Annotated in this window: 12 protein-coding genes; 6 read left to right on the forward strand and 6 right to left on the reverse strand. The window is 58.8% G+C overall.

Translation table 11 applies throughout. The features are described 5' to 3' along the window. Window positions 1-52 precede the first annotated feature (52 nt). A complete protein-coding gene (locus tag AC2I9W_RS04520; RefSeq protein WP_486408848.1) occupies window positions 53-1,021 on the reverse strand; it encodes a LysR family transcriptional regulator in 969 nt (322 codons plus the stop codon). Window positions 1,022-1,474: 453 nt separating this feature from the next. On the opposite strand from AC2I9W_RS04520, the gene AC2I9W_RS04525 reads away from it, so the two are divergent. Beyond that, window positions 1,475-2,779 carry a tetratricopeptide repeat protein gene (locus AC2I9W_RS04525; protein ID WP_486408849.1) on the forward strand — a complete coding sequence of 435 codons (1,305 nt, stop codon included), beginning with the start codon at window positions 1,475-1,477 and terminating at the stop codon, window positions 2,777-2,779. A 63-nt stretch (window positions 2,780-2,842) separates the two neighbouring features. Here AC2I9W_RS04525 and dnaJ read toward each other — a convergent pair whose 3' ends face one another. The 3 genes from dnaJ to grpE all read right to left on the reverse strand — a co-directional run bounded on the left by dnaJ (window position 2,843) and on the right by grpE (window position 6,663). Continuing rightward, entirely contained in the window at window positions 2,843-3,970 is a 1,128-nt protein-coding gene (gene dnaJ / locus AC2I9W_RS04530) for a molecular chaperone DnaJ (RefSeq protein ID WP_486408850.1), read from the reverse strand. A 102-nt stretch (window positions 3,971-4,072) separates the two neighbouring features. Continuing rightward, window positions 4,073-6,013, reverse strand: coding sequence for a molecular chaperone DnaK (dnaK, locus tag AC2I9W_RS04535; RefSeq protein ID WP_486408851.1), 1,941 nt, complete (start codon window positions 6,011-6,013; stop codon window positions 4,073-4,075). 104 nt (window positions 6,014-6,117) lie between these two features. Beyond that, window positions 6,118-6,663 carry a nucleotide exchange factor GrpE gene (gene grpE, locus AC2I9W_RS04540; protein ID WP_486408852.1) on the reverse strand — a complete coding sequence of 182 codons (546 nt, stop codon included), beginning with the start codon at window positions 6,661-6,663 and terminating at the stop codon, window positions 6,118-6,120. A gap of 314 nt (window positions 6,664-6,977) precedes the next feature. On the opposite strand from grpE, the gene rpsF reads away from it, so the two are divergent. From rpsF to dnaB, 5 genes are all read left to right on the forward strand, one after another. Then, complete coding sequence (gene rpsF / locus AC2I9W_RS04545) at window positions 6,978-7,340, forward strand: 30S ribosomal protein S6 (RefSeq protein WP_158390156.1); 363 nt, start codon at window positions 6,978-6,980, stop codon at window positions 7,338-7,340. 32 nt (window positions 7,341-7,372) lie between these two features. Continuing rightward, window positions 7,373-7,663 (forward strand): primosomal replication protein N, encoded by a 291-nt coding sequence (gene priB / locus AC2I9W_RS04550; RefSeq protein ID WP_486408853.1) that lies wholly within the window; start codon window positions 7,373-7,375, stop codon window positions 7,661-7,663. An 18-nt stretch (window positions 7,664-7,681) separates the two neighbouring features. Continuing rightward, the gene (rpsR, locus tag AC2I9W_RS04555) at window positions 7,682-7,963 is read left to right on the forward strand and encodes a 30S ribosomal protein S18 (RefSeq protein WP_003057920.1); all 282 of its coding nucleotides are present in this window, start codon (window positions 7,682-7,684) and stop codon (window positions 7,961-7,963) included. Between the two features lie 11 nt (window positions 7,964-7,974). Next, window positions 7,975-8,427 (forward strand): 50S ribosomal protein L9, encoded by a 453-nt coding sequence (gene rplI / locus AC2I9W_RS04560; protein WP_486408854.1) that lies wholly within the window; start codon window positions 7,975-7,977, stop codon window positions 8,425-8,427. A 150-nt stretch (window positions 8,428-8,577) separates the two neighbouring features. Then, window positions 8,578-10,011 (forward strand): replicative DNA helicase, encoded by a 1,434-nt coding sequence (dnaB, locus tag AC2I9W_RS04565; RefSeq protein ID WP_486408855.1) that lies wholly within the window; start codon window positions 8,578-8,580, stop codon window positions 10,009-10,011. Between the two features lie 175 nt (window positions 10,012-10,186). Here dnaB and AC2I9W_RS04570 read toward each other — a convergent pair whose 3' ends face one another. Both AC2I9W_RS04570 and AC2I9W_RS04575 read right to left on the reverse strand, forming a co-directional pair. Then, window positions 10,187-10,591 carry a hypothetical protein gene (locus AC2I9W_RS04570; RefSeq protein WP_486408856.1) on the reverse strand — a complete coding sequence of 135 codons (405 nt, stop codon included), beginning with the start codon at window positions 10,589-10,591 and terminating at the stop codon, window positions 10,187-10,189. Then, window positions 10,592-12,310 (reverse strand): PhoH family protein, encoded by a 1,719-nt coding sequence (locus tag AC2I9W_RS04575; protein ID WP_486408857.1) that lies wholly within the window; start codon window positions 12,308-12,310, stop codon window positions 10,592-10,594. Window positions 12,311-12,512 lie beyond the last annotated feature (202 nt).

Raw genomic sequence — 12,512 nt, forward strand, 5'->3', positions numbered from 1 at the left:
TGAGTTGGAGTTGTTGGGTGGTTTATTCGGTTTGGGCGTGAAGCGGCTGGCTTCAGGCCTTGATGCTGGTAGGGCACAAGTGGTCGACCAGCAGGCGCGTGGTGACGGGCAGGGCCTCAAAGTCGCGGGCGACTACACACAGTTCGCGGTGTGCCCAGTCATCCGTCAGTTGCACGGCACGCAACTGGCCCACGCCGTGCATCAGTTCAAAGGCGCGGTCGGGCACCAGGCCCAGACCCAGGCCGTTGTCGATCATGCGGCACATGGCGTCCAGGCTGGTGACCTGAATGCGCTGGTGCAGAGGGTGGCCGGCCTGGGCTGCAGCGGAGCGCATTGCCAGGCTGATGGACGAGCCTGCGTGCAGGCCCACGATGTCCCATTCCAGTACTTCGGAGAAGGCCACGCTCTCGCGAGCAGCCAGTGCGTGGCGCTCAGGCACGACCACCACCAGGCGGTCGGCGCGGTAAGGGCGGTATTGCAGCGTTACATTGCCTTGCGCCAGCTGTACGGTGGCCTGATTGCCTTCGCTGCTCTTGATATTGCCCAGAGTGCAGATGCCGATATCGGCCGTGCCTTCTGCCACGGCGCTCAGTACATCGGGGCTCAGGTGTTCCTGCAGGTCGATCTTGATCTGGCTGTGCTCACGGGCAAAGGCGCCCAGGTCCTCGGGCAGAAACTGGACAATGGCCGACATATTGGCGTGCATGCGCACATGGCCGCGTACGCCTTCTGCGTACTCGGAGAGTTCACCCTGCATGCGCTCCAGCCCATAGAGCACGTTGCGCGCATGGTGCAGCAGGCTCTCGCCGGCAGGGGTCAATGTCACGCCACGGCTGTGACGGTAGAGGAGGGCGGTGTCCACCGTCGCTTCCAGGTCGGACAGGCGCTTGCTCACGGCCGAGGCGGCAATGAACTCGCGTTCGGCTGCGCGGCCAATGCTGCCCAACTCGCACACGGCGACGAACAGTTGAAGCGAGGTGAGGTCGATGCGGCGCGCAAAACTGCGCTCTGAATTCTTCATGTGGAGGCTTAAGTCTTCTCGTTTCGAGAAGTTGAAGCCATTTTTACCGATTAATTTCGATAAATCCATCTTCTAATGAGATGTCGCATATGGAGATGGGTGAATTTTGACGATGGCTTGTTTCTTGATGGGCGATGGCTTGGGGGAAGCGGTCAATCAAGAAGAGACTTTTTGAAGCCAAACACTTGTATTTTGATAGCTGCAGCCCTAGATGCAGAGGGCATTTGAGCCCGAAAGGGCTTGAAGTCTCCTGAGAAGGCCTGCATGCACTCTTGGCTTGCCTGTTGCCAGGCATGGCGCCGCTTGTCATGTAGTCCCTCGTTTGCTGGCTAGGCGAGAGAGGCAAGTGCTGGATAGCCACAAAATATCCGTGTGTCGCCGTCGCGGCATTTTCAAAGTAAATCGTCAGTAAAGCAGCCGGCGTCTGGGCCATTCGCTGCAAAAATGAGAGTCATGACTGCTCCCAATCATCCGATGTCCGAAAGTGAACCTTCAGAACGGCCTGTCTCCACTATAGGTGGGCTTGCTTCTCGCCAATCCATGTATTGGGGGCAAGCCTGCCTGCTGGCCGCCGCCTTGGCGCTGGGCTCGGGAGTCACCTTGCCCGCCATGGCCAAAGGTAAGACCCAGGCCAAGTCCAGTGCAGCAGCACCTGCAAAATCCTCCAAGCAAGCCAAGGCCAAGGGTGCCAAGTCTTCGGCCAAGCCCGCCTCTCAATCTGGCAAAGTCGGTAAAAAATCACGTGCCGGCCGGGCGGCCGCGGTGGGAGCAGCAGCTGCTGCAGGAGCCGCTGCCGCAGCGCCGCTGGGGCGTGAGCACTGGACACCTGAGGCCAAGTCCGATCAGGCAGAAGATGCCAAGGAGCTGGCAACTATCCGTGCCGCCGCCCAGGAAGGAGATGCCAAGGCGCAATACCTGCTGGGCTCACGCTATCGTTTTGGCAAAGGGGTGAAGCAAGATCTGCCCCTGGCCGTGCAGTGGTATCGCAAGGCTGCTGATCAGGGCTATGCACCTGCACAGTCCGATTTGGGGGTGCTGTATGCCAATGGGCGAGGCGTGGCTCAGGATGAGGCGCAGGCTGTGCATTGGTACCGTAAGGCTGCGGATCAGGGCGATGGCATTGCGCAGAACAACCTGGGACTGATGTATGCCGAAGGTCGGGGGGCGCCACAAGATGATGCGCAGGCAGTGCAATGGTTTGAGCGCTCGGCCCAAAGCGGTGAAGCCTCCGGGCAGTACAGCCTGGGCGTGATGCTCTCCAGCGGCCGAGGCGTCAAGGAGGATGGGGTTGCTGCGTTGCATTGGTTTGACAAGGCTGCCGCCCAAGGCCATGCCGATGCCCAGTACAACGCCGGCATGATTTATGCCGTGGGCGCTTTGGTACCGCAAGACCTGACGCGTGCAGCGCAGTGGCTGGAAAAGTCTGCAAACCAGGGGAATCCGTCGGCACAGTCATCGCTGGGCTTTTTGTATGCCAATGGGCAGGGGGTGGCTCAGGATGCAGCCCAGGCTGCACGCTGGTTTGACCGGGCGGCCAAGCAGGGCTACACCTTGGCGCAATCCAATCTGGCAGCCATGTATGCCAGCGGCCTGGGCGTGCAAAAAGATTTGGGTAGAGCGTACTTCTGGCTCTCCGTGGCGCAGGCCAAAGATGCATCGCTGGGCAGCCGGCTACAGGCTGCCGAGCAAACGCTCAATCCAGCAGAGCGCGTGAAGGTGCAGCGTGAGGCGCGTAACTGGAAGCCGAGCAAGGAGTAATTTCTTGCTTATGAAAAAAGCCCATCAGGACATAGCTGATGGGCTTTTTTGTGGGGCTCGAACTTAGCTGAAAAAACTCTTGAGACGATCCGTCCAGCTTTCGCCACTGGGAGAGTGCTTGGAGCCGCCTTTTTTGAGCGATTCATCCAGGTCCTTCAGCAGCTTGCGCTGGTACTCGGTCAGCTTGACCGGTGTCTCCACCACGATGTGGCAGTACAGGTCACCGGGGTAGCTGGAGCGAATGCCCTTGATGCCCTTGCCGCGCAGGCGAAACTGCTTGCCGGCTTGCGTGCCTTCGGGAATGTCGATCGCAGCCTTGCCTTGCAGTGTCGGCACTTCGATCTCGCCACCCAGCGCTGCCGTGATGAAGCTCACGGGCACATCGCAATGCAGGTCGTCGCCATCGCGCTCGAAGATGTCGTGGTCTTTGACGCGAATCTCGATATAAAGATCGCCTGCAGGGCCGCCATTGGTGCCGGGCTCGCCGTTGCCAGCCGAGCGAATGCGCATGCCGTCGTCGATGCCGGCTGGAATCTTCACTTCCAGCGTCTTTTGGCGCTTGACCTTGCCTTGGCCGCCGCAGGATGTGCAGGGCTCGGGAATGATCTTGCCTGTGCCACGGCAGTGCGGGCAGGTCTGCTGGACGCTGAAGAAGCCCTGGCGCATCTGCACCGTGCCCATGCCGTTACAGGTAGAGCAGGTCTTGATACTGGTGCCGGGCTTGGCGCCGCTGCCGCTGCAGGTGTCGCAGTTATCCCAGCTGGGTATGCGGATTTGCGCATCCTTGCCCTTGGCGGCTTCTTCCAGGGTGATTTCCATGGAATAGCTGAGGTCGTTACCGCGATAGACTTGGCGGCCACCACGACCGCCACGGCCTTGGTTGAACATGTCGCCAAAGATATCGCCAAAGGCTTCGGCAAAACCGCCAAAGCCTTCGCCGCCGCCCATGCCACGGTTGGGGTCCACGCCAGCGTGGCCGTACTGGTCATACGCCGCACGCTTTTGGCCGTCGGAAAGCATCTCGTAGGCCTCTTTGACCTCCTTGAATTTTTCCTCGGCTTCCTTGGCGGCATCACCCTGATTGCGGTCAGGGTGGTACTTCATCGCCAGCTTGCGATAGGCCTTTTTGATTTCATCGTCCGAGGCGCTTTTGGCAACGCCCAGAACTTCGTAATAGTCACGTTTGGACATGTTGATTTCCGGTCAGATAGAACAGCAACGCCGCGCCAGCCCTTGGCAGAGCATGGCGCGGCGGCAAGCGGTCAGTGGTTTGAGGCCAGGACCTGCCCGCGCTTAGTCCTTCTTGACTTCCTTGACTTCAGCATCAACGACGTTGTCGTCGGAGGCTGCGGCGGATGCACTGGCTCCGGCAGCACCAGCTGCAGCAGCGGCTTCGGCGCCACCTGCGGCCTGTGCGTCGGCGTACATCTTCTCGCCCAGCTTCTGCGCGGCAGTCATCAGCGCTGTGGTCTTGGCGTCAATGGCGTCCTTGTCCTCGCCCTTCAGAGCCTCTTCCAGCTCCTTGACGGCGGCTTCGATAGCGCTCTTTTCAGCGGCGTCCAGCTTGTCACCGTGCTCAGACAGGCTCTTGTTGACGCTGTGAACTGCGGCTTCACCCTGGTTCTTGGCAGTCACCAGCTCCAGCTTCTTCTTGTCGTCGGCTGCATTAAGTTCAGCATCCTTGACCATTTGCTGGATCTCTTCGTCCGACAGACCGGAGTTGGCCTTGATGGTGATCTTGTTTTCCTTGCCGGAAGCCTTGTCCTTGGCAGAGACGTTCAAGATGCCGTTGGCGTCGATGTCGAAGGTCACTTCAATCTGAGGCACGCCACGACCAGCGGGCGGGATGCCTTCCAGGTTGAATTCGCCCAGCATCTTGTTGGCGCTGGCGATTTCACGCTCACCCTGGAACACCTTGATGGTCACGGCAGGCTGGTTGTCTTCAGCAGTGGAGAAAGTCTGCGCGAACTTGGTGGGGATGGTCGTGTTCTTGGTGATCATCTTGGTCATGACGCCGCCCAGGGTTTCGATACCCAGGGACAGAGGAGTCACGTCCAGCAGCAGCACGTCGGAACGCTCGCCACCCAGCACCTGGCCTTGAACGGCAGCGCCCACGGCCACGGCTTCGTCAGGGTTCACGTCCTTGCGGGGATCCTTGCCGAAGAATTCCTTGACCTTTTCCTGCACCTTGGGCATGCGGCTCATACCGCCGACCAGGATGATGTCATCGATGTCGGACACGGAGATGCCGGCATCCTTGATGGCGGTGCGGCAAGGAGCGATGGTGCGCTCGATCAGGTCGTCCACCAGCGACTCCAGCTTGGCACGGGTCAGCTTGATGTTCAGGTGCTTGGGGCCTGTGGCATCGGCAGTGATATAGGGCAGGTTGATATCGGTCTGTGCGGAGTTCGACAGCTCGATCTTGGCCTTTTCAGCGGCTTCCTTCAGACGCTGCAGAGCCAGTACGTCCTTGGACAGATCAACGCCTTGCTCTTTCTTGAACTCGTCGATGATGTAGTTGATGATGCGCTGGTCAAAGTCTTCACCGCCCAGGAAGGTGTCGCCGTTGGTCGACAGCACTTCGAACTGCTTTTCGCCGTCCACGTCGGCGATTTCGATGATGGACACGTCGAAAGTACCGCCGCCCAGGTCATACACGGCCACCTTGCGGTCGGCCTTGCCCGCCTTGTCCAGGCCAAAGGCCAGGGCAGCAGCGGTAGGCTCGTTGATGATGCGCTTGACTTCCAGGCCGGCGATACGGCCAGCGTCCTTGGTGGCCTGGCGCTGAGCGTCGTTGAAGTAGGCGGGCACGGTGATGACGGCCTCGGTCACGGGTTCGCCCAGGAAGTCTTCGGCAGTCTTCTTCATCTTGCGCAGCACTTCTGCGGAGATCTGAGGAGGAGCCAGCTTCTGGTCACGCACTTGCACCCAGGCGTCGCCATTGTCGGCCTTGACGATCTGGAAAGGCATCAGGTCAATGTCCTTTTGCACTTCAGCTTCGTCGAACTTGCGGCCGATCAGGCGCTTGGCGGCGTAGATGGTGTTCTTGGGGTTGGTCACAGCTTGGCGCTTGGCAGAAGCGCCCACCAGGATTTCGCCGTCTTCTTGATACGCAATGATCGAAGGCGTGGTGCGTGCGCCTTCGCTGTTTTCGATCACGCGGGTGTTGTTGCCTTCCATGATGGACACGCAGCTGTTGGTGGTGCCCAGGTCAATACCGATGATTTTTCCCATAATTCTCTCCGTAATCTGTGAATGTTTGCTTGATCGTCACTTGTGGGCGGTGGGGCAGGCTTCAAGAGCCTTTAATCACAATTTTTGCCCGTGACGGTAATTGCTTAGCCTTGAGCGACGGTCACTAGCGCAGGGCGCAGGATGCGATCGGCAATCACATAGCCCTTTTGCAGCACGGTCACTACGGTGTTGGCGGGCTGGTCTGCGGCAACCATGGAGATGGCTTGGTGGTGGTGAGGATCGAACTTCTCGCCTACGGCGGGGTTGATGGCCAAGACCTTGTTGCGTTCCAGGGCGGAGATCAGCTGGCGCAGGGTGGCGTCCGAACCTTCGCGCAGCTGCTCTGGGGTGGCGTTCTGGATGGCCAGCGCGGCATCTAGGCTATCAATCACGGGCAACAGGCTTTCAGCGAAGCTCTCAATGCCGAACTTGCGTGCCTTGGAGACTTCTTCTTCGGCGCGGCGGCGCATATTTTCGGCTTCGGCCTTAGCGCGCAGGTATTGGTCTGCCAGATCGGTGCTTTTGGCCTTGAGCTCTTCCAGTTCAGCCTGCAGACGACCCAGTTCGTCCGACGCATTGGCTGCCATTGCGGCTTCCAGCTCTTCTGGGCTGGCGTCGTTGATGGTGTTGGGGGTATTGTTCTCGGTCATAGGTGATGAAGGTTTCTCAAAACTGAAGACAAGCTATTTCTAGCTAGATGTGCGCCTGCGGGAAGATTTCAAGACTTGAATTCATGAATATTCATTCCATGAGCGAGCACAAAGGCGCCAGCAGCCTTTGCAGGCAATAAATTGAATGCGAGCGCCTGCACTTTCCAGGCCGCTTGCCTAGATTGACCAATGGTAACTGCAGGTTTATAGGGCTGAAAGTGTATGGAAAGTCTGTGGCTGAGCTACAATCTCACGTTTTGCCTTGCCGCACCGCTACAGACGCAGTGGGCGGCGTTTACCCAAAAGGAGTCGTTATGCGTCATTACGAAATCATTTTGTTGATCCATCCGGATCAAAGCGAGCAAGTTCCCGCGATGCTGGAGCGCTACAAGGGCATGATCGCCGCTGGTGGCGGTAAGGTGCACCGCGAAGAAGACTGGGGCCGTCGTCAGCTGGCTTACATGATCAACAAGCTCGCCAAGGCTCACTACCTGTGCCTGAACATCGAAGCCGACCAGGCTGTGATGGCTGAACTGGAACACGCCTTCAAGTTCAACGATGCTGTGCTGCGTCACCTGACTGTGCAGAAGAAGAAGGCTGATACAGCTCCTTCCGCCATGATGAAGAGCGTGGAGCGCGAAGAAGCTCGCAAGGCCAACCAGGCTGAGCACGCTTAAGCTCTCGCTTTCGGCATTCAGATACTGAAGGAGTGGAAAACCGCGTTGTGTTAACGGGATGCCTCGCAGAGCAAGCTGCTTTGCGCTACACCCCCGCCGGATTGCCTGCGCTGGACTTGCGAATTGAACACAGTTCGCAGCAGCAAGAGCTGGGCAATGTGCGCAACGTCACTGCATCTGTCAAAGCTGTTGCCTTTGGTGCCCTGGCTGAAAAGCTGGCACGCCAAGAGCCTGGTAGTCAATGGACCTTTCAAGGTTTTCTGGCCACGCCACGCAACAGCAAGATGGTGGTTTTGCACATTCAGGATATTCAACAAAATTAATTTTCAAGAGGTCCAGTAATGGCCACGTTCAAGAAATTCAACAAGGACAAGCGTCCTAAGCGCAACACCCAGTCGCTGCTGTTCAAGCGCAAGCGCTTTTGCCGCTTCACCGTCGCCGGCGTCGAAGAAATCGACTACAAGGATGTGGACACACTGCGTGACTTCATCGCTGAAAACGGCAAGATCGTGCCCGCTCGCCTGACCGGCACGCGCGCTATCTACCAGCGTCAGCTGAACACAGCCATCAAGCGCGCTCGCTTCCTGGCCATGCTGCCCTACTCTGACCAGCACAAGATCTAAGGAGCCGAACCATGCAAATCATTCTGCTCGACAAGGTTGTGAACCTGGGTAACCTGGGCGATATCGTCAAGGTCAAGGACGGCTACGCACGTAACTTCCTGATCCCCACCGGCGCTGCTCGCCGCGCTACTGCTGCTGCCAAGGCTGAATTCGAAGCCAAGCGCGCTGATCTGGAAAAGGCTGCTGCTGAGAAGCTGGCTGCTGCTCAAGAACTGGGCGAAAAGCTGAACGGCGTTTCCGTGAAGATCACTCAAAAGGCGGGCGTTGACGGCCGTCTGTTTGGTTCCATCACCAATGCTGATATCGCTGAAGAGCTGACCAAGGCCGGCTTCGCAGTGCACAAGGCACAGGTTCGCATGCCCAACGGTCCTATCAAGATGGTTGGTGACGCTACTGTGGTTGTGACTCTGCACACAGACGTGTCTGCTGAAGTGTCTGTCTCCGTGTTCGGCGACCACTCCTAATCCAGACTCTGTTCTGAATTGGCAAGAAGCCGCCCTCGGGCGGTTTTTTGCTTTTTGGCAAAGCACAAAGCCTAATTGGTGTTTTATTGATTGCGTCGTGACGTTGTGCTCGCCTCAGGCTACGATGGCGAGCTTGTCTCTAGGAGTCTCATGTCGTCTGTTATGCCCCCGCTTGATCTGGAAGATGATGCTTTCGCGCCGGCTCCGTCCGCGGATCCGCAAGTGGCGCAGCTGCGTGTTCCTCCGCACTCCATGGAGTCGGAGTCTTCGGTGTTGGGTGGTCTGCTGCTGGATAACAATGCCTGGGACCGCGTGGGTGACTTGCTCGGTGAAGGCGACTTTTATCGCCATGAGCACAAGCTGATTTTTGAGGCGATCAGCAAACTGATCAACGCCAGCAAGCCGGCTGACGTGATCACGGTGTACGAGCACTTGCAGGGCATGGGCAAGGCCGAGGAAATCGGTGGCCTGATGTACCTGAACCAGCTGGCGCAATATGTGCCCAGTGCCAGCAATATCCGCCGCTATGCGGAAATCGTGCGCGAGCGTGCCATCTTGCGCAAGCTGGTCACGGCCAGCGATGAAATTGCCACCAACGCCTTCAATCCGCAGGGTAAGACGGTGGAGCGCGTGCTCGACGAGGCCGAGCAAAAAATCATGGCCATCGGCGAAGAAGGTGCGCGCAACAAGCAGGGCTTTCAGTCGCTGGACTCTCTGGTGGTGGACCTGCTGGACCGCGTTCAGGAGATGGCCGACAACCCCATGGACGTGACGGGCGTTCCCACGGGTTTTGTTGATCTCGATCGCATGACCTCGGGCTTGCAGGCCGGCGATATGGTGGTGCTGGCGGCCCGCCCCTCCATGGGCAAGACCTCGTTTGCCGTGAATATTGCCGAACATGTGGCGCTCAACGAAGGTTTGCCCGTTGCCATCTTCTCCATGGAAATGGGCGCGGCCCAGCTGGCGGTTCGTATCGTCGGCTCGATTGGCCGCGTCAATCAGGGCAATCTGCGCACCGGCAAGCTCAGCGATGATGAATGGCCGCGTCTGACGGAGGCGATCGAGCGTCTGCGCACTGTGAGTCTGCATATTGATGAAACACCGGGCTTGTCGCCCACCGAGCTGCGTGCCAACGCCCGCCGTCTGGCGCGCCAGTGCGGCAAGCTGGGCCTGATCGTGGTGGACTATTTGCAGCTGATGAGTGGCTCCGGCGGCGGCTCCAGCAGTGACAACCGGGCGACCGAGCTGGGTGAAATCTCCCGGGGTTTGAAGATGCTGGCCAAGGAGCTGCAGTGCCCGGTGATTGCACTGTCTCAGCTCAACCGTTCGGTGGAGCAGCGCACCGACAAGCGCCCCATGATGTCCGACCTGCGTGAATCGGGAGCCATTGAGCAGGACGCTGACATCATCATGTTCATCTACCGCGACGACTACTACAACAAAGAGAGCAAAGAGCCCAATATTGCCGAAGTCATCATCGGCAAGCAGCGTAACGGGCCCACGGGTACGGTGAAGCTGTTTTTCCAGAAGAACCAGACGCGCTTCGAGAATCTGGCGCAAGGCTACGGCACCGACGAATATTAAAAATCATAGCTGCCAGCGCACGTAGGGTCTCAAATTCTTATATCTATGAATATGAATTTGAGGCAGTACATGCGCAGCAAGCTATCAAATTGTTTTTGACCATTAAAAAGCCCGCAGGCCATAGGCTGTGCGGGCTTTGATGTGAATGACGGCTTTGGCCGCTTTGCTGGCGCTTTCAGAGTCTGAAAACGTAAATAGTGAGACCAATCAGGCAGACGCCCAGAATGCCGCAGGCCCATGCCAGGCGCTGGGCACCTGTACGCAGCGCGCCTACAGTGGCGACGATCTGGGTGTTCTGCTGGGCCAGCTTTTCGATAATCTCCAGCGACTGACGCTGGGCTTGCTCCAGCTGGGCGATGCGCTCTTCCTGCTGCTGGATCAGCAGCAAGGCCTGTTCGCCTGCAGAGCTGGGGGCTGAGATGCGCTGAGATGCACCGCCTGTACCGGCTTGCTGCTCGCGTGCTTCCTCCTGGGCATCTGTTTTCTTGAGCATGCTTTGCGCGGCCTTTACCACCTGGGGCGTGGCCTTAATGACCTCGCTCCAGGGGACCAGCTTAAGCGCTGTGATCCAGCCTGCCACTTACAGTACCTCGCTGGCGAAGTCCGCCAGGCGCGAACGCTCGCCGCGTGCCAGCGTGATGTGGCCGCTGTGAGGCCAGCCCTTGAAGCGGTCCACCACATAGGTCAGGCCCGAGCTGCCTTCGGTCAGATACGGCGTATCGATCTGCGCCAGATTGCCCATGCAGATGATCTTGGTGCCGGGGCCGGCACGCGTGATCAGGGTCTTCATCTGCTTGGGTGTCAGGTTCTGGGCCTCGTCGATGATGACGTACTTGTTCAGGAAAGTGCGGCCGCGCATGAAGTTCATGCTCTTGATCTTGATGCGGCTGCGAATCAGCTCGTTGGTGGCAGCGCGCCCCCATTCGCCGGCATTGCCGCCGTCGCCCTTGGCCAGAAACTCCAGGTTGTCGTCCAGCGCGCCCATCCAGGGGCCCATTTTTTCCTCTTCGGTGCCGGGCAGAAAGCCAATGTCCTCGCCCACGCTCACTGTTGCGCGGGTCATGATGATCTCGGTGTAGCGGCGCTCATCCAGAACCTGGGCCAGGCCGGCGGCCAGGGCCAGCAAGGTCTTGCCGGTGCCGGCGGTGCCTGTCAGCGTGACAAAGTCCACCTCGGGATTGACCAGCAGATTCATGGCGAAGTTCTGCTCGCGATTGCGGGTGGACACACCCCAGACGGCATTCTTGGGGTTGCCGAAGTCGCGCAATGTCTTGAGAACTGCCGTTCTGTCGCGGATCTCGGTCACGCGCATGTAAAGGCTAGGCTCGCCGGGGGCTTCGTAGTAGACGAACTGATTGATCATCAGCGAGTCCACCACGGCACCGCTGACGCGGTAGAAGGTAATGGAGCCTTCCTGCCAGCTCTCCACATTCTTGCCGGCCTTGCTCCAGAAGTCTGCGGGCAGGGCCAGAGCGCCGGAGTACAGCAGATCGCCGTCTTCCAGCACCTTGTCGTTTTGGTAGTCCTCGGCGGCCAGGCCCAATGCGCGCGCCTTGACGCGCATATTGATGTCCTTGGACACCAGCACCACTTCGCGGTCTTTATGCTGTTCGCGCAGGGCGGCGACCACGCCCAGAATCTGATTGTCGGCTTTGCCTTGGGGGAGGCTGTCGGGCAGGGCGGCATCCAGCGGGTTGGTCTGGAAGTACAGTGTTCCCGTGGCGCTCTTCTGGCCGGTGGCGTTCAGCGGCAGGCCTTTTTCCAGGCCATCGTCTGCTTGGGAGGCAACCAGCGAATCCAGAGTGCGGCTGACTTGGCGGCCATTGCGCGCCACTTCGGTCATGCCCTTTTTGTGGTTGTCCAGCTCTTCCAGCACCACCATGGGCAGGAAGATGTCGTGCTCTTCAAAGCGGAACAGGCTGCTGGGGTCGTGCAGCAGCACATTGGTGTCCAGCACGAACAAGGTGGTTGGCCCGCTGCGCGCATTGCGCGTGCGACGCACAGGCTTGGCTGCCTTGCTGGGGCTGGCTTTGGCGCTGGTCTTGGTTGTGGCTGTGCTGGCGCGCGCAGGGGATTCCTGCTTGGCAAGCGTGGTTGCCTTGCTGCGACGGGGTTTTGTGCTGGTCGTGGTGGCAATGGCAGTGCTTGCGCCGGATAGAGGAGTTGCGGTGTCGATGGTTCTGGAGAGGCTTAGATCATCATCAGGCGAAGCGGTTTTCTTGGCTGTTTTGCGGCTGGATGAAAAGGCTTCTGCGGGGAGCTTGGCGGCGCGGTGGCCAGGGGCGGGAGGCAGGGGCATAGTAGGCGAGCCGTTTCTCAACAAGATTCAAAAAGCACAAAGCCGCCAGGAAACCCGGGCGGCTTTGGGAGGGTGAACAGAAATGCTGCGTTGCACTGAGGCATGAAGCCATTATGCATAGCCTGAGGGGCTGTAACGCGGTATTTGCTGTGATGCTTTGTTTAAAGACCTTGAAATACTAGGCTGCTATGAAGCGGCACAG

The organism is Comamonas sp. FUJ_7 (assembly GCF_057369555.1).